The following is a 23,629-nucleotide window of genomic DNA, read 5'->3' on the forward strand; positions in this document are numbered from 1 at the left end:
AGGCAAACTGGTACTACGCTCATCAGAGCACTCTGCCGGCCCGCTGTCGGGCCCGCGAACCACTCGATCCGGAGACCCTCTCGCATGTCCCACGTTCTGCAGCACGTGCTCTTCCCGCTCGAGCGCGACCCCGACATCCTCCCGTTGTACGCAGACCCCGAGACGTGGACCGTCATCCGCAGGCAGCCGGTGCAGGTCAGCTCCGAGGCACACGTCAACGACATCCTGTCGCGCACCAGCTACCGCATACGCCGCGGACAGCGAGTCTCCTTCGCCAGCTACTTCAACGCCTTCCCCGCCGCGTACTGGCAGCGCTGGACGGTCGTGGAGGCGGTGCGGCTGGCGCTGCGGACCTCCGGCGCCGGCACGGTCATCGTCTACCGCTCCAACTCCCAGGGGGTGCAGCAACGCATCGGCGCCGCCGTCGTGAAGGGCTCGCAGGAGGTCACCTTCGACCTGTCGTTGCGCACGTTCGGCGACGGCGGCTGGTACTGGTTCGACGTCGTGGCCGGCGACGAGGACGTCGTCATCGAAGGTGGCGAGTGGACGACCGGCTCGGACCCGGTCACGACCGGCAACACGTCGCTCGGCATCACGACGTTCAACAAGCCCGACTACTGCGTGCAGACCCTGGCCACGCTCGCCTCCCAGGCTGACGTCCTGGCCGAGATCGACACGATCTACGTCGTCGACCAGGGCGATCAGAAGGTGGCGGACCGTCCTGAGCTCACCGAGATCGAGCAGCAGCTCGGCGACCAGCTGCGCATCGTCGACCAGGCGAACCTCGGTGGCTCGGGGGGCTTCTCCCGCGCGATGTCGGAGACGCTGGACGCCGGCCGCAGCGACTTCCTGCTGCTGCTGGACGACGACGTGGAGATCGAGCCGGAGAGCATCTACCGCTCGGTGCAGTTCTCGCGGTTCTGCCGCACTCCGACGATCGTCGGCAGCCACATGTTCGACCTGCTCGACAAGCCGATCCTGCACGCCTTCTCCGAGACGGTCGACACGTACTACTTCATCTGGCGCTCGGCGCTGCCCAAGCAGGTGCGTCACGACTTCCGGCGATCCAACCTGCGGCAGACGCCGTGGATGCACCAACGGCTGGACCCTGACTACAACGGTTGGTGGATGTGCATGATCCCCACCAAGGTGATCCGGGAGGTCGGCCTGTCGGTCCCGGTCTTCATCAAGTGGGACGACGCCGAGTACGCGCTGCGGGCGCGCGACCACGGATACGGCACGGTCTCCCTGCCCGGCAGTGCCCTGTGGCACGTCTCGTGGGTCGACAAGGACGACTCCCAGGACTGGCAGGCGTACTACCACGCACGCAACCGGCTGCTGACCGGTCTGCTGCACTCCCCCCACGCCAAGGGCGGCAAGCTGATCAGCAACAGCGGACGCATCGACCTCAAGCACCTGCTGACCATGCAGTACTACGCGGCCACCCTGCGCCACCGCGCCATCCGCGACCTCCTGCAAGGGCCCGAGCACCTGCACCGCACCATGGCCTCGACCATGCCCGAGCTGCGCGCGGCCACTGCGGACTTCGTCGAGACGCAGATCATCACCGACCCGGACGACCTACCGGCGACGTGGGAGGGCAAGCAGCTCTTCCCCGATGACGCCGACGCAGAACCACGCGGCGCCCGTCTCGCCCTCTTCACGCTCAGGGCCGCAGCACGGCACTGGCGCCACCGTGTGCCGCAGGGCAACATCGACCGCCCGCAGGTGGAGCTGGCCAAGGCCGACGCCTCCTGGTGGCGCGTGCCGTCCTACGACTCCGCGCTCATCTCCAGCGCCGACGGCCGGGGGAAGTCGGTGTACCAGCGGGACCGCACCACGTTCCGGCGTCTGTGGCGCGAGAGCCGCAAGCTGCACCGTGAGCTGGAGAAGAACTGGGACCGACTCGCGCGGGAGTACCGCGCGGCCCTGCCGGACGTCACCTCCCAGGAGGCGTGGAGACCCACCTTCACCCAGGAACCGTGACCAGCGGGCGCGGGGTCACGGTGGCCGGGGAGCGTTCGTTCCGCCATGGCGTCGCGCTGCTCACCCTCACCACGTTCTGCTTCCTCGCGCTCTGGGCCACCCTGACTCCGCCTCTGTCCACGATGGACGAGCCGCGGCACTTCAACTCGGTGCTGCGGCTCGTGCAGGGCGGCGGCTGGCCCCCGCCCAAGACGGCTCCGATGCTGCAGGGCACGGCGCTCGCCGCCACGGAGGCGCGCGGCGACGACACCGCTGAGCGGGGGCAGGTCCCGAGAGACCAGCGGTCCTCGGTGCTCCGGCTCGACGGAGCTGATCCCCGGGCAGGCAAGCCGGACTGGATGACTCAGCACCCACCGACCTACTACGGCCTGTCCGCGGGACTGGTCATCGGGACCGACGCCGTGACTCCGGGCGACCAACGCTGGGACCAGACCCTCCTGGTCATGCGGTTGTTCTCCTGCCTGCTGACCGCCGCGGCCGTCCCGTTCGTCGCACGGTCGTTGATGCTCGTGACGACCAGCGTCCCGGCCTCCCTGGTGGGGACCGTCACGTTCCTCCTCATCCCCCAGCTGTTCAACTCCCACAGCCTCGTCACGAACGACTCGATGGTGACGCTGCTCGGGGCGACCCTGACCTGGGCGTCCCTGCGCGCCTACCTGCGCCCGCAGACCCTGATGTCGTCATCGGTCGTCGCAGGCCTGGTGCTCGGGGTCGGCCTCCTGACGAAGGGCCTCATGCTGGCGGCCGTCCCGGTGCTGGCCATGTTCCTGCTGCTCGCTGGACGCCGGGCGGGCCCCGGCTGGCGCCACCGGTTCTGGACACCGCTGCTCGGCGGCGCCATCGCCTTGGTCGTCGGCGGGTGGTGGTGGCTGCGCAACCTGCTCGTCCACGGGCAGATCCAGTCGAGCAACTACGACTCCTTCCGGTACGCGGAGTCGTTCGACGGCTACAGCCTGGGCAGCTTCCTCCTCCAGACGGTCGTGCGCCTCAATCGCACGTTCTGGGCATCCATCCGTCCGGCGCTGGGGTACGACGGCACGCTCCTGGTCCTCATCGGCGCGACGATGCTCCTCGTGGTGGTGACCGCCCTCGTCCTGTCGTCGCGTCGCAAGGTCCTCCTCCTGACGGCCGTCTACCCCGCCCTGGTCACCGCGCTGTTCACCCATCACGCCTGGCAGGTCTTCTGGAACACGGGCCTGATCGCCGGCGTCCAGGGCCGCTACCTCTACAGCGGACTCACGTTCCTCGCCCTGGCTCTCGGCCTCGCCTGGCAGGAGCTGACGGCCCGCATCGGACGCACGCTCGGCGTCGTCATGGCGGCGGCGCTGGCGATCGTCTCGCTGGTCGCCATGGTGGGAAGCCACGTCTACGCCCTACGGGTCCACTGGAGCGCCGGACAGGACTCCCTGCCGCAGATGTACCTCGCCATGGTGAACGCTTCAGCCGTCCCGGTGTGGGCCCACCTCGGGCTGCTCGTGGTGACGGCGACGGCGTGGACGCTGGCCATGACGAACGTCGTCCGAGCCACACGGGCAGCGTCGGCTAGAGTGAGCGCGCCTGCCGTCGGACCCAGAGGATCATGACTTTTCGTTCGGACCGGACCGAAGCCGGCTATCGCGCCGCCTGCGCGCTCCTCAGCATCGTCTTCCTCGCCGGCAGCCTGGTGTGGGCGCTCACGACGCCGGCCTTCCACGGACCGGACGAGGCGCTCCACTACAACTCCGTCAACCGGATCCTCAGTGGCGAAGGGTGGCCGGAGCCGTACGACGCCGAGGTGAAGGGATCGACGTGGCAGGCGGTGGGTGAGTCCACCGGCAGCCACGTGCTGTTCGCTCCCGAGGAGGTCCGCTCGCTGCCCAAGCCGCCGCCGGACGAGCGCTCCAGCATGGCCGGCCCGACGGACCTGGAGGACCAGACGCGCGACCAGATGGTCCAGCACCCGCCGGGCTACTACGGACTGGCCGCCGGCATCCTGCAGCTGGCCGGTGGGACGTCGCTCTCCTGGGACACCGCGCTGGTCACGCTGCGCATCCTGTCGGCCGTGCTCACCGCTGCCGCGGTGCCGTTCATGGTGGGCCTGGGGCGACGCCTCACGGACTCGCGCCGGGCCGGTCTCATCGGTGCGACCGGTGTACTGGCCATCCCCTTCTTCACCACGATGGGCGGCTACGCCACCAACGACTCCCTGCTGCTGCTCATGACCAGCGCCACCCTCTACACGGCGGTCCGGGCGATCGACGCGCCCCGGGTCGTACCGTGGCTGCTGGCCACCGGGGTGGGGTTGGGACTGGCTCTGCTCACCAAGGGCCTCGCGCTCCTGCTGATCCCCGTGATCGGTGTGCTCGGCGTGATGGCTCTCTGGCGCCGCGACGGCTCCGTGGTGCGACGGGCCCTGCTGCTGGGCCTTCCCCAGGCCGTCGCCTTCGTGATCGGGGGCTGGTGGTGGCTCCGCAACCTCCTGGTCCTCGGTTCGCTGCAGCCCAGCCAGTGCGGACTCCCCACCCGGTGCGCCGAGGTCGCCCCCTCGGACCCGCCACCACCGGACTTCTGGGTGTTCACCACGAACTTCCTGGAGCGCTTCAGCCGGCTGTTCTGGGGTCGCGGCGGCCTCGAGGAGATCGCGTACCCCGTGGTGCTCACGACGACGGCCTCGATCGCGGTGGTCGTGATCGTCCTCGCCGCACTCGCCCTCGGGCGCCGTCGCGCCGTCGTGGCCGTGCTGCTGCTCCTGCCGACCCTGGTCGTGGTGACGATCTTCCGCAACGCCTACGGGATCTACCTCGACGTCGGCGCTCCCAACCGCGGGGTCCAGGGACGCTACGTGTTCAGCGGGATCGCCGTGCTCAGCGCGTGCATCGCCGCCGTGTGGGCGCGGATACGTCCGGACTTCAGGCTCGGCCGGGCGGCGGACGTCGCCGTGACAGCAGCCGCCGCGATCGTGGCGGTCGGCGGATGGGTCTGGGTCTTCGAACGCCTGTGGGTCCGGCCGTACGATGGCTGGCGCCAGGGTCTGCTCGCTGCCTCGGACTCGGTCGGGGCCTCCCCGTGGTTCACGGCGGGGGCGTTCGCCACGTTCGTGGTCGGGCTCGTGGCCTTTGCCGTCAGTCTGCTGTTCCAAGCCCGACCCCGACAGCTCGCACCTGTCGACGAAGGCCCGCGCTGACCAGACGGGCGGCCTCGATGGATCTGCGGCATTCGCCGGACAACCAGCGCCCGGGCGGCATACGCTTCGTTCCCCAGATCGCGCGAGACCAGAGCGCGACCTCATCCCTCAGGGGAGCCTCGTGTCGTCCGCGCAGCCCCGACCTCGTGCGTCTGCGCTGCTCCTCGCCCTGGTGGCCTGTGGGGCGCTGCTCACTGCGGTCACCGCGGACGCGTCCTCCTCGCCCACCGTGTCCTCCGAGCCCGTCAAGCGATCCGGCAACAGCGGGTACACCTGGTGGACTGACCCGCTGATGGCCCGCAAGCCGGGCAGCTTCTACTTCACCGGGGTCACCGCCAACGGGACACAGCGGGTCTACCGCTGGGGCCGCACCAAGGCGAGGCCGAAGCTGCACCTCACCTACACGAACCTGCGCAAGCGTCCCGCTGACGACCACAACGCTCCGGCGATCTCGATGGCTGAGGGCCGACCGTCCCTCGTCTTCTACACAGGACACCCCGGCACCATGTTCTTCCGGCGCGCACCGACCGGGTCCAACCCGGTGCTCGGGCGCAAGCACGCGAGGGCCTTCGGCAACGAGCAGCGCATGCCGTTCGACCGGCCGACGACATATGCGCAGGTCCTGCGTGACGGTCCCCGCGTCGTGGTCCTGTCGCGATACCTCGGGGGTGGCCAGTCCGGGTGGTACTACGTCACCTCCCAGAACTCCGGACGGACCTGGACGAGACCTGCCGAGCTCTTCGACAGCGAGTCACATCAGGCCTACCTGATGGTCCGCCCCATGGACACCGACCGCAGCCGCCTGCACGTCACGGCGTACTACCACCCCAAGCATGGCCCGGAGAACGTGATCGGGTACCGCACGATGTCCATGAGCGACTTCTGGAACGGACGGGCGGAGCGGTTCACGATCGGCGCCCTGGAGCCGGTCTGGACCAGCGACCAACCAGCGTTGCCGGGCCTGTCGTCACTGGAGGAGCCGCGGCAGGAGAAGGAGGAGGCGCCGGCGCACCCCACCCCGGACGTTCTGGAGATCCCAGAGCTGCCTGCCGGCCCGCAGCAGCAGGTCGACCCCCGGCTCCCGCCCGAGATCGTGCCGCCGAACACGCGATCCGTGCGGATGCTGGACGTCGGCGACAAGCGGGGGCGCACCATGGTGTTCGGCGCGACGTGGGACGCCAGCAACAACGTGCCCGTCTACCTCCAGATGGTCCGCCGGGCCGACGGAAGCTGGAGCCGCCACACGCTGCGCTCGGCCGGAGGTGGCTACGGAAGTGGCAACGGCAACTACATCCCGGGCCTGACGCTGGATGATCGCCGCGGAGTTGATCGCGTCTACTACGGCTACAAGAGCCGGGACCGGTGGAACCTTGCCTCGGCCAATCTCGCTGCCAACGGCCGGGTGGGCACCCCGACGGTGCTGCGCCAGTCGGACCGCCCGCTGGCCAGGCCCGTGGTGCTCGGCCGGGACCTGATGTATCAACGGATCGATCGCTACACGACCTATCGCGACTACTTCATGCAGGTGAAGACCTTCCGCTTGCGCTGACAGCGCGGGCCGTCAGGACCCGCACGCCCCGTGCTCAACCGCCGAGCAGCGGACTGACCTCGTTGCGGTACATCGTCAGGGCCGAACCGATGGCCATGTGCATGTCGAGGTACTTGTAGGTGCCCAGCCGCCCGCCGAAGAACACGTCCTGCTCACCCTCGGTGAGTGAGCGGTAGGCGAGCAGGCGCTCGCGGTCGGCATCGGTGTTGATCGGGTAGTACGGCTCGTCGGAGCGGTCCGCGAACCGCGAGAACTCCCGCATGATGACGGTCTTGTCGTCGGGGTACTCGGTGCGCTCGGGGTGGAAGTGCCGGAACTCGTGGATGCGGGTGTAGTCGAAGTCCGCGTCGGGATAGTTCATGACCGAGGTGCCCTGGAAGTCACCCGTGGGCAGCACCTCACGCTCGAAGTCCAGCGTCCGCCAGGACAGCTCGCCCTCGGCGTAGTCGAAGTAGCGGTCCACGGCGCCGGTGTAGACCACGGGCACCTGCCCGACGGTCGCGGCCTTGCTCACCGGCTGGTCGGCGTCGAAGAAGTCGACGCCGAGGCGCACCTCGATGTTGGGGTGGTCGGCCATGTTCTCCAGCCACGCCGTGTAGCCGCGGGTGGGCAGGCCCTCGTACGTGTCGTTGAAGTACCGGTTGTTGTACGTGTACCGCACGGGGAGGCGGGCGATGATCTCCGCCGGGAGCTCGGTCGGGTCGGTCTGCCACTGCTTGGCGGTGTAGTCGCGGATGAACGCCTCGTACAGCGGCCGCCCGATGAGCGAGATCGCCTTCTCCTCCAGGTTCTGGGCACTCGCGGTGTCGAACTCCTCGGCCTGCGACGCGATGAGCGCGCGGGCCTCGTCCGGGGAGTACGAGGCGTTGAAGAACTGGTTGATCGTGCCGAGGTTGATCGGCAACGGGTACACGATGCCCTTGTGGTGCGTGTAGACCCGATGCTGGTAGCTCGTGAACGTCGTGAACCGGTTGACGTACTCCCACACGCTCTCGTTGGAGGTGTGGAAGAGGTGGGCGCCGTAGCGGTGCACCTCGATACCGGTCTCCGGGTCGTCCTCGGAGTAGGCATTGCCTCCGATGTGGTCCCTCCGGTCGATGACCAGGACCTTGCGGCCCAGCTCCCGTGCGGCACGCTCGGCGACGGTCAGGCCGAAGAATCCCGAACCCACGACCACGAGGTCGGCGTCCATGCTCTGCTCCTTGCAAAAGGCGACTGCGGACGGTGCAGTCTATCGAGCAGGTCGCACGATCCGGGCATCACCCGAGCGCGTCGGGTCGTTAGGGTGAGGCGTCACCTTCCACGAGGTCAGGAGCGGTTCCCATGAAGATGTCGGTCATCGGTTGTGGCTACCTCGGAGCCGTCCATGCGGCCGCCATGGCGAGCCTGGGGCACGAGGTCGTCGGCATCGATGTCGACCCGGCCAAAATCGAGGCACTGGCCGCAGGTCAGGCACCGTTCTTCGAGCCGGGCCTGCCCGAGCTGCTCACCGAGAACCATGACACCGGCCAGCTGCGCTTCAGCACCGACGTCGCCGATGCCAAGGGATTTGCCGTGCATTTCATCGGCGTCGGCACACCGCAACGCCGTGACGGCGGTGGCGCCGACCTGACCTACGTCGACGCGGCCGTCCGGGACCTGCTCCCCCACCTGTCGCCCGGCGACCTCGTGGTGGGCAAGTCCACCGTCCCGGTGGGCACCGCCGAGCGGCTCGCCGAGCTCATCGAGCCGACGGGGGCGGAGCTGGCCTGGAACCCCGAGTTCCTGCGTGAGGGCTTTGCGGTCAAGGACACCATCGAGCCGGACCGGTTGGTCTACGGAGTGCGCAGCCAGCGCGCCGTGGACATCCTGGACGAGGTCTATGCGCAGGCCATGTCCCTGGACACGCCGCGGATCGTCACCGACTACGCGACGGCCGAGCTGGTCAAGACGGCCGCCAACGCCTTCCTGGCCACCAAGATCTCCTTCATCAACGCCATGGCCGAGATCGCCGAGGTCACCGGAGCCGACGTCACCCAGCTGGCCGACGCCATCGGTCACGACGTGCGGATCGGCCGCAAGTTCCTGAACGCCGGGGTCGGCTTCGGCGGCGGCTGCCTGCCCAAGGACATCCGGGCCTTCAGCGCGCGGGCCGAGGAGCTCGGCCGCGGTGAGTCCGTCGCCTTCCTCAAGGAGGTCGACGCCATCAACCTGCGTCGTCGCCAGCGCGTCATCGACCTCGTCAAGGAGACCCTCGGCGGCTCGGCCTACCTCAAGCGGGTGGCTGTGCTCGGCCTGGCCTTCAAGCCCGACAGCGACGACATCCGCGACTCCCCCGCCCTCGACGTCGCGGTGCAGCTGCACGGCCTCGGGGCCGACGTCATCGCCTGGGACCCCGAGGCCGTCCCGAACGCCGGCAAGGCCCACCCGCAGCTGGAGTTCGCCGACAACCTCGAGGACGTCCTGCGTGGCGCCGAGGCCGTCGTGCTGGCCACGGAGTGGAAGCACTTCCGCGAGCTCGACCCCGTGGCCACCAAGGAGGCGGTGGCCACACCGATCATCGTCGACGGTCGCAACGTCCTCGACCCGGTCGCATGGCGCGAGGCCGGCTGGACCTACCGCGGCCTCGGCCGCCCCTGACGTCAGCCGACGGGTGAGGGCGGATCCAGCCGTCCCTCGGAGGCCAGCTCGTCCTGCAGCTCGCCGGGCATGACCCACACGTAGGACTCATAGACCGCGTCGGCGTCCAGGCGGCGGGCGCCGAGCTCCTCACCGACCGCCCAGCGCTCGCAGGCGATGACGAGGTCGAGCCCGTCGACGTCCTGCGGCTCCAGGATCTGCTGCAGCGGGGCGGGAGCGACGGCGTAGCCGAAGTAGTTGGCTGCCGTACCGCCGCTGCCCTCACGCGCCTCGCACTCGCGGACGCCCTCCCCGCTGGGCCGCACGAAACCGACCTGGGTCTCGGCGGTCAGGGTGGTGATCTGGGTGAGGTGGTCACGCATCGGGAGCCATGCGCTCTCCGATTCGTGGAACACGTCGGTGCGCTGGCTGCCGATCAGGGTGCCGATCGCCGCGAGGGCCACCAGGACCGAAGCCACCAGCAGCGGCCGACGCCGCAGCGCCAGGGCGGCGAGGAGGATCACCAGCACGCACAGCGGCGCGATGATCCAGATCTGGTTCTCGTTGGTCAGGCTCGGGACGATCCATTCGTCCGCGGGCCATGGGTCGTCGGGGAGCAAGGGGTTCCACGGAAGGATGCCCGGGATGTGGGCGGGGGTCACATAACCCCAGGTGGGGACCTCTCGGCTGAGGACGAGCACGGCCGCGAGGGCCGTGAGCGCATTCATCGCGACGGCCCAGAGCGCCACGGGCCTCGAGACACCCTTGAGGAGGGCGGCGAGCCCGATCGCCACCACGACCGTGGCGATCGGGTCGATGTACCGCCCGTAGACCCAGGCGTCGAGGCGCACCCAGGGGTTGTCGAAGAGCAGGAAGTCGTTGGCCCACTGGGTGAGGGAGACCAGGGTGATCGCCACCGTGGCCCCGAGGATGAACGTCGACGCCCCGAAGTCCCACCGGCGCAGCTCGCGCCAGACGAGCACCACCAGGACGATCACGCCGATCGCGATGAGTCCGTACGACGCGAGGCTCTGGTGCCACGCCTGGCCGATGCCCACCCGCAGGAAGAGCGACGGCCTCGACTCACCGAGCTTGTCCAGCAGACCGTCTCCCTGGCGGAACTCGCCCACGAGCACCAGCTCGTTGAACCAACGGCCGGCCCGGTTGGCGGTGTAGTAGGCGATCGCCACGAAGACCAGACCGGCCGTCGAGGGCAGGACGTGGCGCGGGAGGCGCAGCAGGAGCCACACCGCAGCAGCCGCCAAGACGACGCTCATGCGGATGTGGGAGAAGAACAGCAGCGCGAGCGTGAGACCGAGGACCAGGTGTCGCAGCACCGTCGGGCGCTCGGCCACCCGGAAGGCGGCCAAGACGACGCACACCAGGACCAGGGTGACCAGCCGCTCACTCATCGAGAAGTCCGCCTGGATGGCCCGGGCCGGCAGGATCATGGCGAAGGAGGCCACCACGACGGCGGGCGCGGTGGCGAGACCGAACCGGCGGACGATGAGCGCGAGCGGCCAGATCGTCGCCAGCGAGACGGGCACACCCGCCCAGAGGGTGGCTTGGTAGCCGATCGAGGGATCGGAGGTGAACCACCAGATCGGTGTGGTGAGGATCGCCCAGGCGGGGAAGTACCCCTTGCCCTGGATGCTGTCGGTGACCTCCTCGCCGGCCAGCAGGCGCGACAGCTGCAGCAGGCTGACCTCGTCGTAGGGGAAGCCCGGCCACTCGGTGCCCCACAGCACGTAGACGTTCACCGCGAGGCAGATCACCGGTGCCAGGCAGGCGAGCACCCACCATCGACGGGCGGCCGGGACGGAAGGGGTCGCCGACTCCTCCTGCACGGGGGCGGGATCAGGGCTGGTCATGCGCGGCAGGGTCCTCAGGGCTCGGCGGCGGACCGGCCCAATCTACAGGGGCCAGACGCCCCTCATCCTCCAGCTCGTCCTGCAGCTCACCGGGCATGACCCAGACGTGGGAGGCGTAGACGGAGGCGGTGTCCAGCCGCCGGGCCCCCAGCTCTCTGCTGGTCTCCCAGTGCTCGCAGGCGAGGACGATCGTCATGTCGTCGGGAATGTCGTCGGCCGAGTCGACCTGTGGCATCGGGGACGGCGCCACCACGTAGCCGAGGTAGTTCTGGCCGGTGGCCTCGATGCCCTCACTGGAACGGCAGCCGCGCGCGTAGCCGATGGGATGGTCCGGACCAAAGGTGATCAGCGGCTCAAGCTGGTCACGCATGTCGACCGAGTGGTTCTCATCGTCGTGGAACTGCGCGGACGGCCCGGCCGAGATCACCGTGGCCAGCCCGGCGAGCACGACCAGGCCGCCCGCCACGACGGCCGGCCGCCGGCGGGTTGCGAGCGCAGCCACGAGCACGGCGAGCACGCACAGGGGAGCGATGATCCAGATGCGGTTCTCGTTGACGAGACTGGGCAGGATCCCCACGTCCCTGGGCCACGGCTCGCTCGGCAGCAGGTGGTGCCACGGCAGGATGCCCGGGATGTGCGCCGGAGTCACGTACCCCCACGTCGGGACCTCCCGCGTGAGGTAGCCGAAGCCGAGGAGCCAGACGAGTGCGTTCATCCCGACGGCCCAGGCCGCCACGGACCGGCTCACGCCCACCAGCAGGGCACAGACACCCACCAGGACGACGATCGTCGCGACGGGGTCGATGTACCGCCCGTACACCCAGGCATCCAGACGGACCCACGGGTTGATGTACAGGAGGTGGTCGTTGGCCCACTGCGCGAGCGAGACGAACACGACGGCCGTCGTGGCGCCGAACAGGAAGGTCACCGCGCCGAAGTCCCAGCGCCGCAGCTCACGCCACACCAGCAGCACGATGACGACGAGCCCGACGGCGACGAGACCGAACGAGGCGAGGCTCTGGTACCAGGACTGGCCGATGCCCACCCGCAGGAACAGCTCCGGCCGCGAGTCGCTGATGCGTTGCAGCAGCGCGTCCTCGCGAGTGAGCGTGCGGCCGAGGAGCGCCTCGTTGAGGGCGTTGCCGGCCCGGGTGGCGGCGACGTAGGAGAGGGCCACCATGACCAGGCCCGCGACCGAGGGCCAGGCGTGTCGCGGGATGCGGATGAGCAGCCACACCGCGGCGGCGCCGAGCACGACGCTCATCCGGACGTGCGAGAAGAGCAGGAGTCCCAACGTCGCGGCGAGGACGAGGTGCCGCAGGAGGCTCGGCCGCTCGGCCACCCGGAAGGCGGCCAGCACCGCGCACGCGAGGAACAAGGTCACCAGCCGCTCGCTCATGGAGAAGTCCGCCTGCACGGCGCGGGCCGGCAGCACCATCACGAAGGAGGCGACGACGACGGCCGGCGCGGCAGCCAGGCCGAAGCGTCGGGCGATCTGGGTGAGCGGCCAGATCGTGGCGAGGGAGACGACGACTCCGAGCCACAACGACGCCTGGTAGGCGACCGAGGGGTCGGAGGTGAACCACCACACCGGGGTGATGAGCACCGCCCAGCCCGGGTAGTACCCGGCGCCGCGGATCATGTCTGGCACTTCCTCGCCCGCCAGCATCCGAGCCATCTGCAGCAGCGTGACCTCGTCGTACGGGAACGCCGGCCAGGTGGTCCCCCACAGGACGTACACGTTGACGGCGAGGCAGACCAGCGGCGCCACCCAGGCGAGGACCGTCCAGGAGCGACTCACCACGGGCTCGGTGGTCTCAGGGCTGGTCATGCGCAGCGCTGTCCTCCCGGATCGACGTCGGACCGGCTCAATGTACAGGCGCGGCCCCGTTCCACGTCCCAGTGCGCCTGAGTGGGTACAGTCGTGCCGTCCCCGGCAGGTCAGGAAGGAACCCATGCGCCTGTTCGTCCAGGTCCCGTGCCTCAACGAGGAGCAGACTCTGCCCCTCGTGCTCGAGTCGATCCCGCAGCAGATCGACGGCATCGACGAGATCTTCGTCCTCATCGTCGACGACGGCTCCACCGACCGCACGGTGGAGGTGGCGCGCGAGCACGGTGTGAAGCACTTCGTCTTCCACACCCGCAACATGGGGCTGGCCCGCTCGTTCCGCGACGGCGTCGACTACGCGCTGCAGCACGGCGCGGACATCGTGGTCAACACCGACGGCGACAACCAGTACCCGCAGCAGAGCATCACCGAGCTGGTGCAGCCAATCATCCGCGGCGAGGCGGACATCGCGATCGGTGACCGGCAGACCAAGACGATCGAGCACTTCTCGCCGTTCAAGAAGATCATGCAGTCCTTCGGCAGCAAGGTGGTCAACTATGCGGCCGAGACGGACCTGCCCGATGCCGCGAGCGGGTTCCGCGCCTACTCACGGGAGTCGCTCATCCGGCTCAACGTCGTCACGCAGTTCAGCTACTGCATGGAGACGATCATCCAGGCGGGCAACAAGCGGCTGCGGATCGCCAGCGTGCCGATCAAGACCAACCCCAAGACCCGCGAGTCGCGGCTGTTCTCCAACATCTTCCAGCACATGGCCCGTTCGGGGCAGGCGATCGTCCGCAGCTACATCATGTTCAAGTCGTATGCGGTGTTCACGACACTCGCGACGATCTTCTTCATCGCCGCCGCGATCCCGTTCGTCCGGTTCCTGATCCTCTACGCCACCGGCAACGGTTCCGGCAACATCCAGTCGCTCGTCTTCGGCGTCGGCATGCTCGTGGCCAGTCTGTTGTGCATCGCGCTGCTGGTGATCTCCGACATGTTGCGCACCAACCGTGTCCTGCTGGAGGACGCGATGGAGCGCGTCAAGCTCGTGCAGTACGCCGACGAGCGCCTGCTCGACCCGCGCACGCCCGATGAGGTGCACGTCGTGCCCACGGGTCTGCACCACGACTGAGCACCCCGGTATCGAGCGCAACGCACGATGCCCGGTGATCAAGTGCGAACGGAGGGGAGTGTCGCATCACGCTCCTCGGAGGCGAGGATCTCGGGACTGGTGAGGTAATCTTGCGCGGTGCGCCGACGCGTCGCACCGCTGTCCCCGTCGTCGACACGAAAGCCGTCGTCCGTGCTGAACAAGCTCAAGAACATCGCGAAGGATCTCCTCGCGATCACGTGGATCCGACGCATCTACGAGTTCGTCAACCGAGTCTTCCTGGAGTCCTTCGGCTCGAGCCGCATCCTGTCGCACCTGTACTACACGGGCAGCTTCATCACGTTCAACCGTGAGCAGACCGCCGTGCTGCGCGGGCGTCGCAACTACTACCGCAACAAGTCGCGCGACCGCCGCACCCACGTCGAGCTGCGACGCAACGTGCACCGCCTGGAGAAGGGGCTCATCATGATGCCCCGCCGCGACATCTTTGCCCGCGACTACATCACCGAGACCATCGAGTTCTACGAGCAGGCCGTGGACCAGTTCTCCCGCGAGCCCGAGTCGATGGAGCGCAGCGAGATGGAGTGGGCGCACGACGTCCTCACCGACTACTTCCGCACCGTCACCACCGGGGACGCCACCGTCGACGCGGCGCGCGAACGCTTCGAGAAGGCCGGCCACGATGCCGACTTCACCGGCAAGGTCCCCTACGTCAAGAAGTCGTTGTCGTCCATCTCCTACCAGGAGCTCGACGACCTGGTGATGCAGCGCCGCAGCGTGCGCTGGTTCGAGCAGAAGCCGGTCCCCCGCGAGCTGATCGACCAGGCCATGCTGATCGCCCGCCAGGCCCCGACCGCCTGCAACCGGCTGCCGTATGAGTTCCGCGTCTTCGACGACCCCGAGCTCGTCACCGAGGTCGCCTCCATCCCGTTCGGGACGGCCGGCTACTCCCACAACATCCCGGCCGTCGTCGTGGTGGTGGGGCGCCTGGAGTCCTACTTCAGCCCACGTGACAGGCACGCCATCTACGTCGACGGCTCCCTCGCGGCGATGTCGTTCATGCTCGGGCTGGAGACGCTCGGGCTGAGCTCCAGCGTCATCAACTGGCCGGACTTCGAGCCCCTTGAGCGCAAGATGCAGAAGAAGCTCGACCTCGAGCTCACGGACCGCGTCGTCATGCTGATCGCCGTCGGCTACGCCCATCCGGAGGGGATGGTGCCGTACTCGCAGAAGAAGGAGCTCGACACCTTCCGCCGCTACAACTGATGGAGCAGGCCGCCCAGGCGCCGAAGGTCTGGTGGAAGCGCAAGGCCTTCCGCACCACGGTGACGGTGATCGTGGTGGGTGCCGTGGCGGCGCTGTTCACCGTCTCGCTGGTGCGCAACGCCCAGGACGTGCGGGAGCAGAACCTCACCCCCACGTGGCAGTGGGCCATGGCCATCGCGCTGTTCGCCCTGGCGGTCCCGCTCACAGGGCTGCTGTGGCGCACCATGCTGGCTCGTCTGCAGCCCGAGGCGGAGGTCTCGCGGACCGAGGCGATTTCCGTGCAGTGTGCGTCGTGGCTGCTGAAGTACATCCCCGGCCAGGTGGGCTCGACGGTCAACAAGGTGCTCTGGGCCGGCCGCAAGGGCATCAACCGCGGCGTCGTGGTCATCACCGTCATCTACGAGAACGTCTTCCTGCAGGTGTGCTCGCTCGCGCCGGGCGCCGCCGTCGTGGCCGCCGCGCTGGGCCCGCAGCTGTTCGGCGACGAGCCCTACGTGCTGCTCCTGCCCCTGCTCGCGCTCGTGCCCATGGCCCTGGTGCTGTGGCGGCCGGCCTTCCACCGCGCCGTCGACGTCGTGGCCCGCAAGGCCCTCAAGCGCAGCGTGCCACGGGAGTACTTCCTCTCCACGCGCACCACTCTCGTGCTGCTGGTGGGCTTCCTGCTGCCCCGGCTGCTCAACGCTGCCGGGTTCGTCGTGCTGGCCACGTCCGTCACCGACGTCGAGGCCGATGAGTGGGCGGTCTTCGGCGCGGCCTACGTCCTGGCCGGGGCGATCGGCATCCTCGCCGTGCTGGTCCCCAGCGGGCTCGGGGTGCGTGAGGCCGTCATCGTCGTCATCCTCGCCCCGTACGTCGGCGTGCCGGCCGCGATCGTCGTGTCCGTGCTCGCTCGTCTGTGCAGTACGGTCGGTGACGGACTCGTCGCCGTCATCTACGTCCTCACCCGACGCACCATTCCCAAGGAGCTTCGTCCATGACTGCACCATCTTCAGGGCCACGAGTCACGATCATCGGCTCGGCCCTGTCCGGCAACAAGGGCGCCGCCGCGATGCTCGAGTCGGCCATGCAGACGCTGGATGAGAAGGTCGGCGACGTCGACGTCACCCTGCTCAGCATGTATCCGGCCGAGGATGCCGCGCAGAACCACTACCCGAACCTCTCGATCGTCCCGGCGGCACCGCGTCAGCTGGGAGTCACGATCAACCTGCTCGCGCTGCTGTACTTCCTGCTGCCGCCGCTGCGGCCCGTCCTGCGCAAGCGCTCCAAGGCGATCGCGGCACTCACGTCGTCACAGGTGCTGCTCGACCAGGGCGGCATCACGTTCACCGACGGTCGCGAGAAGTTCCTGCTCTACAACGTCGCCTCCATCCTGCCGGCGCTGTTCGTCAAGACGCCGGTGTTCAAGTGCGCGCAGGCCATCGGCCCCTTCGAGGGTCGGATCAACCGGATCGTCTCCAAGATCTTCCTGCCTCGCTCGCGCACCATCGTCACCCGCGGCCGGATCACCCACGAGTACGCCGAGGGCCTGGGCCTGAAGAACCTCGTCGCGGGCGCCGACTACGCCTTCTCCCTGGAGATGGACGGCACCGAGCGCGACGCCGTGGCCGAGCTGGTCGATCTGTCCTTCTTCGACGGCGGTGCCGCCGGCAAGGGCGACGTGGTGGGCGTCTGCCCGAGCGTCGTGATGCAGAAGAAGGTCGACGCGGCCGGCGGCGACTACGCGGCGATCATCGCGGAGTTCATCGAGTCCCTGCAGTCGCGTGGCCGCAACGTGGCGCTCATCCCGCACAGCGTGCGGACCGGCACGGACAAGACCCACAACAACGACCTGCCGCTGTGTCGCGACATCTTCGGGCGCCTGGCCTCCCAGGACGGCGTCCTGTTCGTCGATCGCGAGCTGAGCTCGCAGCAGCTGCGCTGGCTCATCGGCCAGTGCGACCTCTTTGTCGCCAGCCGCTTCCACGCCATGGTCTCCTCGCTCGCCATGGCGGTGCCCACGGTGGTCATCGGCTGGAGCCACAAGTACCGCGAGGTGCTGGAGATGTTCGAGGTCGAGGAGTGGGCCTTCGGCTCCGACCAGCTCACCCCGGCCTACCTGGCCGATCGCTTCTCCGAGCTGGAGGAGCAGCGCGACGAGGTCAAGGCCAAGCTCGACGAGAACCTCCCCAAGGTCAAGGCCACCTCGCGCGCCCAGGCCGACCTGATCGCGCAGATCGTGCGGGGCTGACCTGTCGCGGTGGTTCAGCTCTGACGCTCGATGATCAACCGGGCGAGGAGGAACTCGTGCCGTGAGGCTTCGGCGGCGCTGACGGTGTGTTCGGTGGTGCCGGCGGGGACGCTCTGTCCGGTGGGCAGGACCCATCGCAGGACTTGGTGTCCTTTCATCGTGTGATGCCGTCGGCACAGTGCCCACAGGTTCCGCCCGCTGGTTGGCCCCGCGGGCCAGGGTTCTCGATGATCCAGATCGCACCCGTCGGCGGGTCTCATGCAACCAGGTGCACGACAGATGCCGTCGCGGAACGCGATGGCCTTGGCCAGGATCTCGGGTGAGAACCTGCCGACGTATTCATGCGCCAGCACGTCGTGGCTGATGGGATCCTTGAGGATCCGATGCCAGAACGCCTCACCGTCAAGGGCCGTGTCGAGGATCCAGGAGGCTGGAACGCTCCAGGACCCGTCGGCGACCTCGGCCAGACCATCGGCCAGGGCAGTCAGCACGTCGGCCTCGATGGTCACCGCGATATCAGACGTCAGCTGCGTCTCGGTGGCCTCTGAGGTGGTCAGCCAGGAGACGAACAGGTCGGCCATCCGCTGCTGCGTGGTCCGCTCGTCGCCGGAGCCGAGGGCGCGGGCTTCGCGGACGAGACGCTTGGCGATGGCGGCAGCCATGTGCGAGGGCAGGTAAGCATTGACCCAGGCCATCGCGTCGTCCACATGGATGACTTCCACGAACCGGTCCTCCCGCGCGGACTCGGCCCGCTGGAGCTCCAGATCGGGCTCGGTGCGGGCTACGAACCGTCGCAGCCAGGCCCGCAGCTCAGCGCAGGTGTGGGTGGAGGCGTAGGCGACCACGCACTGATCGAGCCGCAGCCATGACTCCTCACGCTCGAGCCGGTCCAGCGCCGAGGCGATCGCCCGCACCCGGGCCGCGTCGATCCGCCCGTCACTGAAGGCGAGCCAGCTGATCGGCGCTCGTTCGCGCATCCGGTCCGCGACAGCCAGCTGCGCATGGACCTGCTGTTCCGAGAGCCCCATCGCCTGGCCAATCGACAACACCAACCCGGCCTTCTCGATCATCCGCTCCAACGACGACTCCAACGCCTCGATCCGCTCCATCTCAGCGTCACGGAAAGAGACCATCTGCGCCCACTCAGCCGCCTCGGCCCGAGCACGAGCCACCACGACATCACTCAACCGAGTGACGTCCAGAGCCTGCTCCGTGTCCATAAATCAAACATACTGGCGACCACCGACAGTCGGATTTCGCCAGACTTTCCTGCGGACCAGGCTCGGCCTAGCGGTTCAGCACCTCGATGGCTTCCTCGATGGGGCCGTCGTAGATCTGCTTGCCCTTCTGGATGACGATGCCGCGTTCGCACAGCTCGCGCAGCATCGACTGGTCATGGCTGACGATCACCATCGTGGTGCCCGCCTCCTCGAGCTCCTGGATGCGCTCGCGGCACTTCTTGCGGAACGGCGCGTCACCCACGGAGAGGATCTCGTCCACGAGGAGGATGTCCTGCTCGGTGTGGATGGCCACGGAGAAGGCGAGCCGCATGAACATGCCCGAGGAGTAGTGCTTGACCTCCTGGTCGATGAACTTCTCGATCTCGCTGAAGGCGACGATGTCGTCGAACCGCGCCTCGATCTCGTGCTTCTTCATCCCGAGGATCGCCGCGTTGAGGAAGACGTTCTCGCGTCCGGAGAGCTCTGGGTGGAACCCGGCTCCGACCTCGATCAGACCGGCCAGCCGGCCTCTGACCAGCACGCGGCCCGCATCCGGCTCGAGGACCCCGGAAAGCATCTTGAGCATCGTGGACTTGCCGGAGCCGTTCATGCCCATCAGGGCCACCGACTCGCCCTCGGTGATCGTGAAGGACAGGCCGTCCACCGCCTGGAAGGTCTCGGAGGAGACGTCCTTGCCCTTGGTCCAGCCGATGAACGCCTCCTTGAAGGAGTGCGAGCGGCGCAGGATGAAGTCCTTGCGGACGTCCTCCACGATGATGCTGGGCTGGGTGGTCACGTCACTCGCCTCCGGCCTGGAGTCCGTCGTCGTCATGTCGTCACAGCTCCTGGGCGAAGCGTCGCTCGAGCCTGCGGAAGACCCACTGGCCAACCACCAAGGAGACGGCGCAGACCACCAGCGCGATCATGCCGTTGTGCATCAGGCCGTCGGGTGCCGGGAAGGGACTGCTGGCCGTGGGACGCCACATCGCCTCGTGCATCAGCTCCACGGCGACGGCCAACGGGTTGGCCATGTAGATGTTGTAGAACCAGCCGGGCGTCTCGGACTGGACCATCTGGTACGTGTAGAGCACCGGGACGGACCAGGTGGAGAAGACCTGGATGATCTCCACGAAGTTCTGCGCGTCGCGGTAGACCACGTTCAGCGCGCCGAAGAACAGCCCGAGACCCAGCGAGATGAGCCCGACGATCGCGACAGCGGCGCAGACGGCGGCCACGCTACTGACGGTGGGGGTCCAGCCCAGCAGGATGCAGACCACCAGCAGGATCGCGGCCTGGGGCAGGAAGTGGATGAGCGCACCGATGACCGCTGCGATCGGGAAGAGCTCGCGCGGCAGGTAGATCTTCTTGACCAGTGCGCGGTTCTCGGTGATGGCGCGTGTGGCGTTGCCGAACGCCTCGTTGAAGAAGTTGACCACCACGATGCCGGCGAACAGGTAGACCGCGAAGTACTCGATGTCGCGATGGAACTGCAGGAAGATGCCCATCACGAGGAAGTAGACGCTGAACTGTGCCGCAGGCTTGACGTAGGACCAGGTCCAGCCGAGTGCGGAGTTGCGGTACCGCGTCTGGGTGCCCTTGCGAATCAGCAGACCGAGCAGGTAGCGCCAGATGAAGACGTCGAAGATTCCGCGGCCACGCCCAGGGGTGTGGAACTCGCTGAGATCAGTGGTGGTCACGTGACGAACTGGTCCTTCGGTGCGGGAACGGCGGCCGACCCGCCGTCGGAATCGTACCGTGAACCTCAACTCGGGTGACGGCGCACAGAGCCACCGAGGCCCAGCCTCTCACCCCGGCCCACCTCCCAACCCGAACCCCGTCGTGGAGATCCTTCGAGCCCGCCGGCCTTCACCGGAGCGAGGCGTGCATGGCTCCCCCCGGTAGCGTATGGCTGTCCCGTGAACGCCAGATGAACATTTAGACTGGCCAGGATCTCCAGCTGTGCACGACCATGACGGAAGGCGGTGTCCCCGCGCGTGAAACTGATCGATCGGGTCGGCCCTCTGCACGTCAGCCGCAAGGGGGTACGGGTGCCCCGCAACCTCCCGGAGGACGTCGCCTCGCTCGACGTGATGATCAACGGCCATCGCGTCTGGTCGATCGACCTGGTCTCCGATGAGACCGAGCGGGAGGTCAAGTACCCCTGGCCGGACCCGCTGCTGCCGTTCCTGGACGGGACGGGACACGTCGAGCTCAAGGACTCCTCCACCGGGCAGACCCTGACGTCGACCGACGTCAGCCTCGGACGCTCCACCAAGCCCATCGAGGTCCTGGACGCCCTCGGTCGCCACGTCTCGATCAACAAGTGGGGCCGCCTGGGCAAGACGTTCTACGGCGCCGACCAGGACATGCGCACACGGATGCTCGACCAGCTCGACATCCTCATCTCGGTCCTGCAGGGGATGGACTTCAAGCCGTTCATCGTCGGCGGCACCCTGCTCGGTGCCGTACGCACTGGAGAGATCCTGCCGCACGACGACGACGCCGACCTCGCCTACCTGAGCGACCTGCAGCACCCCGCAGACATCTCCCTGGAGAACGCACGCCTGGAGAAGGCGCTCACCGCACAGGGCTATGAGATCGTCAAGCACAGCAACACCCACCTTCAGATCACCTTCCGGACGGCCGACGGCGTCGTCGACAGCTACATCGACATCTTCACGGCCTTCTTCACCCCGGACGGTCAGATCAACCAGCCGTTCCACGTCCGCGGACCGATGGAACGCTCGTCGATGCTCCCGTTCTCCACCGTCGAGCTCGAGGCACGCCTCTATCCCGCCCCAGCCGTGCCTGAGGACTGGCTGGTCGTCAACTACGACGAGAACTGGCGCACCCCGCTCCCGGGCTACAAGCTGCGTACACCCCGGAGCACTCGCCGACGCTTCCAGAACTGGTTCGGGTCCTACCACTTCCAGCGGGACTTCTGGGAAGAGCGGTACCTCTACCTGCAGGACGAGCCCGCCGACCTGCGTGCCGCCGATGACCTGCTCGCCTCGACGTCCGACGGCGACGTGGTGATCGACATGGGGTGCGGTGTCGGCGCGGCCGCCCAGCACCTGGCTCACCGTGGGCGACACGTCGAGGCCTTCGACTACTCCGAGTCGGCGCTCACCAGGGCCCGTGAGCTGCAGGTCGACGACGTCCAGTGGCACCGCACCAACCTCATCGACCTGCGCGAGGCGGCAGATCTCCTCGAGGTCATCGCCACGGCCGAGCGACCGGTCCACCTCCTGGTGAACCATGTGTTCGAGCGCCTCGGCCACCACGGCCGCGCCAACACCTGGCGCATCGCCCGCCAGGTGGCGCGGGCCGGCGGCCAGGTCGTGAGCCTGGTCGACACCGTGCCCGATCCGGGCGTCGAGTTCCGCAACCCGACGACCTGGCACTTGAGCCTCAGCGAGATCGAGGCCGAGATCGAGCCGTACGGTCTGAGGATCGAGCAGCAGTCGCCCCTGGCGGACACCCCTCGCGACCGCCTGCGCAGGACCCACATCATCCGCATCACCACCTCCACGAACGTTGGGACGGGGACGCCATGAAGAACAAGATCGTCGCCATGGGAGAACGGGTCTCCCCGAGCGCCATGGAGCGTCTGCGCGGCGCCCGGGCACGCGCCCGAGCACGCGCGCGACAGGGACGTTCCAGCGAGATCGCCCGGCTTCGCGAGGAGGTCGCCGAGCTGCAGGAGCTGGTGGCGGCCGTACACGCCGACATCGATGAGTGCCGCCGCGATAACATTCGGATCGCCGAGCTCACCGACGTGGTCGAGGACAGGCTCGCCGGCCGCAACGGCTGACCGATTCCACGCCACCACTCGCACCGAAGGGCCAGCACCATCTCCGTGAACCAAGACCCGCACGTCGCGGCCGTCGTCGTGACCTACAACCGTCTGGAGAAGCTGAAGAAGGGGATCGCCGCCATCCGGGCGAGCACCGTCCGGCCGCGCACCATCCTCCTCGTCGACAACGCCTCCACCGACGGCACCGGTCCGTACCTGGAGTCGATCGCGAACGACGACGACATCCACGTGCTCTCCCTGACGGAGAACACCGGCGGCGCCGGCGGCTTCTGTGCCGGCATGGAGCGCGCGTACCAGCTCGGAGCTGACTTCCTGTGGATCATGGACGACGACTGCTACCCGGAGCCAGCGGCTCTCGGACGACTGCTCGAGGAGCACGCAGCGGTCGAGGAGCACGTCAACGACCGCGTCCCGTTCGCCTGCTCGTTGGTCAAGTTCATCGACGGCAACCTGTGCGAGATGAACGAGGCCGTCACGATGTGGGACTGGCCGCGCTACCTCGTCCACGGGCTCAACTCCGTGAAGGTCAGCGAGTGCACGTTCGTCTCGGTGCTCCTGCCTCGCTGGACGGTCGAGGAGCACGGTCTGCCGCTGGCGGAGTACTTCATCTGGTTCGACGACAAGGAGTTCACCAAACGGCTCAGCGGACGCACCCGGCCCGGCGTCCAGGTCCTTGACAGCCAGGTCATCCACGACATGGGCGACAACCGGGGCGTCAACTACGGCCAGGTCAACGACCAGAACCTCTGGAAGTTCAAGTACGGGGTGCGCAACCAGTCGTCGTACCGCTGGCACCACGAGGGCAAGCTCTCGTGGATCACGTACCTGCGGACCGTGACGCTCAAGATGCGTCGTGGTGGCGTTCCGCGGCGCGTCCGCCGACAGGTGGTCCGCGCGCTGTTGACCGGCGTTCGCTTCAACCCTGCGCCGCGCTTCCCGGCCGAGCTGGGACAGCGGTGAGCCACCACACGCCTCGGCGGTGCGAAGGGA

The 23,629-nt window shown here is 68.0% G+C and carries 18 protein-coding genes; 12 read left to right on the plus strand and 6 right to left on the minus strand.

The features are described from left to right. The first annotated feature begins 84 nt into the window (after positions 1–84). The 4 genes from ACEVFP_RS15375 (at position 85) to ACEVFP_RS15390 (ending at position 6,698) form a co-directional block, all read left to right on the plus strand. Positions 85–1,986, plus strand: coding sequence for a glycosyltransferase (locus ACEVFP_RS15375; protein WP_375000317.1), 1,902 nt, complete (start codon positions 85–87; stop codon positions 1,984–1,986). Continuing rightward, positions 1,983–3,569, plus strand: coding sequence for a DUF2142 domain-containing protein (locus tag ACEVFP_RS15380; protein WP_375000318.1), 1,587 nt, complete (start codon positions 1,983–1,985; stop codon positions 3,567–3,569). The genes ACEVFP_RS15375 and ACEVFP_RS15380 overlap by 4 nt, the downstream gene beginning before the upstream one ends. After that, the gene (locus ACEVFP_RS15385; protein ID WP_375000319.1) at positions 3,566–5,149 is read left to right on the plus strand and encodes a phospholipid carrier-dependent glycosyltransferase; all 1,584 of its coding nucleotides are present in this window, start codon (positions 3,566–3,568) and stop codon (positions 5,147–5,149) included. Before ACEVFP_RS15380 ends, ACEVFP_RS15385 begins: the two co-directional genes overlap by 4 nt. Before the next feature lie 121 nt (positions 5,150–5,270). After that, on the plus strand, positions 5,271–6,698 hold the full coding sequence (locus tag ACEVFP_RS15390) for a hypothetical protein (protein WP_375000320.1): 1,428 nt from the start codon (positions 5,271–5,273) through the stop codon (positions 6,696–6,698). Positions 6,699–6,732: 34 nt separating this feature from the next. Here ACEVFP_RS15390 and glf read toward each other — a convergent pair whose 3' ends face one another. Next, positions 6,733–7,890 (minus strand): UDP-galactopyranose mutase, encoded by a 1,158-nt coding sequence (gene glf, locus ACEVFP_RS15395; RefSeq protein ID WP_375000321.1) that lies wholly within the window; start codon positions 7,888–7,890, stop codon positions 6,733–6,735. Between the two features lie 131 nt (positions 7,891–8,021). Between glf and ACEVFP_RS15400 the strand changes: the two genes are divergently transcribed. Further along, complete coding sequence (locus ACEVFP_RS15400) at positions 8,022–9,317, plus strand: UDP-glucose dehydrogenase family protein (protein WP_375000322.1); 1,296 nt, start codon at positions 8,022–8,024, stop codon at positions 9,315–9,317. A gap of 2 nt (positions 9,318–9,319) precedes the next feature. Here ACEVFP_RS15400 and ACEVFP_RS15405 read toward each other — a convergent pair whose 3' ends face one another. Both ACEVFP_RS15405 and ACEVFP_RS15410 read right to left on the minus strand, forming a co-directional pair. Next, entirely contained in the window at positions 9,320–11,167 is a 1,848-nt protein-coding gene (locus ACEVFP_RS15405; protein ID WP_375000323.1) for a hypothetical protein, read from the minus strand. Continuing rightward, positions 11,154–12,998 (minus strand): hypothetical protein, encoded by a 1,845-nt coding sequence (locus tag ACEVFP_RS15410; RefSeq protein ID WP_375000324.1) that lies wholly within the window; start codon positions 12,996–12,998, stop codon positions 11,154–11,156. The genes ACEVFP_RS15405 and ACEVFP_RS15410 overlap by 14 nt, the downstream gene beginning before the upstream one ends. A 124-nt stretch (positions 12,999–13,122) precedes the next feature. Here ACEVFP_RS15410 and ACEVFP_RS15415 point away from each other — a divergent pair, with 124 nt between their 5' ends. From ACEVFP_RS15415 to ACEVFP_RS15430, 4 genes are all read left to right on the plus strand, one after another. Then, the gene (locus ACEVFP_RS15415) at positions 13,123–14,130 is read left to right on the plus strand and encodes a glycosyltransferase family 2 protein (RefSeq protein WP_375000325.1); all 1,008 of its coding nucleotides are present in this window, start codon (positions 13,123–13,125) and stop codon (positions 14,128–14,130) included. A gap of 117 nt (positions 14,131–14,247) precedes the next feature. After that, positions 14,248–15,375, plus strand: coding sequence for a nitroreductase family protein (locus tag ACEVFP_RS15420; protein WP_375000326.1), 1,128 nt, complete (start codon positions 14,248–14,250; stop codon positions 15,373–15,375). Further along, a complete protein-coding gene (locus ACEVFP_RS15425) occupies positions 15,375–16,352 on the plus strand; it encodes a lysylphosphatidylglycerol synthase domain-containing protein (RefSeq protein WP_375000327.1) in 978 nt (325 codons plus the stop codon). Before ACEVFP_RS15420 ends, ACEVFP_RS15425 begins: the two co-directional genes overlap by 1 nt. Further along, positions 16,349–17,602 carry a polysaccharide pyruvyl transferase family protein gene (locus tag ACEVFP_RS15430; protein ID WP_375000328.1) on the plus strand — a complete coding sequence of 418 codons (1,254 nt, stop codon included), beginning with the start codon at positions 16,349–16,351 and terminating at the stop codon, positions 17,600–17,602. The genes ACEVFP_RS15425 and ACEVFP_RS15430 overlap by 4 nt, the downstream gene beginning before the upstream one ends. A gap of 14 nt (positions 17,603–17,616) precedes the next feature. On the opposite strand, the gene ACEVFP_RS15435 is transcribed toward ACEVFP_RS15430, so the two are convergent. The 3 genes from ACEVFP_RS15435 to ACEVFP_RS15445 form a co-directional block, all read right to left on the minus strand. Further along, positions 17,617–18,822, minus strand: a complete 1,206-nt coding sequence (locus tag ACEVFP_RS15435; protein ID WP_375000329.1) for a DUF222 domain-containing protein — start codon at positions 18,820–18,822, stop codon at positions 17,617–17,619. Between the two features lie 67 nt (positions 18,823–18,889). Next, positions 18,890–19,654, minus strand: a complete 765-nt coding sequence (locus ACEVFP_RS15440) for an ABC transporter ATP-binding protein (RefSeq protein WP_375000330.1) — start codon at positions 19,652–19,654, stop codon at positions 18,890–18,892. A gap of 4 nt (positions 19,655–19,658) precedes the next feature. Continuing rightward, positions 19,659–20,519 carry an ABC transporter permease gene (locus ACEVFP_RS15445; RefSeq protein ID WP_375000331.1) on the minus strand — a complete coding sequence of 287 codons (861 nt, stop codon included), beginning with the start codon at positions 20,517–20,519 and terminating at the stop codon, positions 19,659–19,661. Positions 20,520–20,816: 297 nt separating this feature from the next. Here ACEVFP_RS15445 and ACEVFP_RS15450 point away from each other — a divergent pair, with 297 nt between their 5' ends. Genes ACEVFP_RS15450 through ACEVFP_RS15460 form a run of 3 tightly spaced genes read left to right on the plus strand, consistent with a single transcriptional unit; the run spans position 20,817 to position 23,599 of the window. Next, positions 20,817–22,379, plus strand: coding sequence for a methyltransferase domain-containing protein (locus ACEVFP_RS15450; protein WP_375000332.1), 1,563 nt, complete (start codon positions 20,817–20,819; stop codon positions 22,377–22,379). Continuing rightward, entirely contained in the window at positions 22,376–22,636 is a 261-nt protein-coding gene (locus ACEVFP_RS15455; protein WP_375000333.1) for a DUF6752 domain-containing protein, read from the plus strand. The genes ACEVFP_RS15450 and ACEVFP_RS15455 overlap by 4 nt, the downstream gene beginning before the upstream one ends. A 45-nt stretch (positions 22,637–22,681) precedes the next feature. Continuing rightward, a complete protein-coding gene (locus ACEVFP_RS15460; protein ID WP_375000334.1) occupies positions 22,682–23,599 on the plus strand; it encodes a glycosyltransferase family 2 protein in 918 nt (305 codons plus the stop codon). Positions 23,600–23,629 lie beyond the last annotated feature (30 nt).

The sequence above is a fragment of the Aeromicrobium sp. CTD01-1L150 genome (genome assembly GCF_041951745.1).
In the GTDB taxonomy this organism is placed as follows: Bacteria; Actinomycetota; Actinomycetes; order Propionibacteriales; family Nocardioidaceae; genus Aeromicrobium.

What these genes read in the sequence shown, in the direction of transcription:
- ACEVFP_RS15375 (WP_375000317.1), top strand. Translation starts at nt 85, where the DNA reads ATGTCCCACGTTCTGCAGCACGTGCTCTTCCCGCTCGAGCGCGACCCC.
- ACEVFP_RS15385 (WP_375000319.1), top strand. Translation starts at nt 3,566, where the DNA reads ATGACTTTTCGTTCGGACCGGACCGAAGCCGGCTATCGCGCCGCCTGC.
- glf (WP_375000321.1), bottom strand. Translation starts at nt 7,890, where the DNA reads ATGGACGCCGACCTCGTGGTCGTGGGTTCGGGATTCTTCGGCCTGACC.
- ACEVFP_RS15400 (WP_375000322.1), top strand. Translation starts at nt 8,022, where the DNA reads ATGAAGATGTCGGTCATCGGTTGTGGCTACCTCGGAGCCGTCCATGCG.
- ACEVFP_RS15405 (WP_375000323.1), bottom strand. Translation starts at nt 11,167, where the DNA reads ATGACCAGCCCTGATCCCGCCCCCGTGCAGGAGGAGTCGGCGACCCCT.
- ACEVFP_RS15410 (WP_375000324.1), bottom strand. Translation starts at nt 12,998, where the DNA reads ATGACCAGCCCTGAGACCACCGAGCCCGTGGTGAGTCGCTCCTGGACG.
- ACEVFP_RS15415 (WP_375000325.1), top strand. Translation starts at nt 13,123, where the DNA reads ATGCGCCTGTTCGTCCAGGTCCCGTGCCTCAACGAGGAGCAGACTCTG.
- ACEVFP_RS15425 (WP_375000327.1), top strand. Translation starts at nt 15,375, where the DNA reads ATGGAGCAGGCCGCCCAGGCGCCGAAGGTCTGGTGGAAGCGCAAGGCC.
- ACEVFP_RS15430 (WP_375000328.1), top strand. Translation starts at nt 16,349, where the DNA reads ATGACTGCACCATCTTCAGGGCCACGAGTCACGATCATCGGCTCGGCC.
- ACEVFP_RS15435 (WP_375000329.1), bottom strand. Translation starts at nt 18,822, where the DNA reads ATGGACACGGAGCAGGCTCTGGACGTCACTCGGTTGAGTGATGTCGTG.
- ACEVFP_RS15440 (WP_375000330.1), bottom strand. Translation starts at nt 19,654, where the DNA reads ATGACGACGACGGACTCCAGGCCGGAGGCGAGTGACGTGACCACCCAG.
- ACEVFP_RS15455 (WP_375000333.1), top strand. Translation starts at nt 22,376, where the DNA reads ATGAAGAACAAGATCGTCGCCATGGGAGAACGGGTCTCCCCGAGCGCC.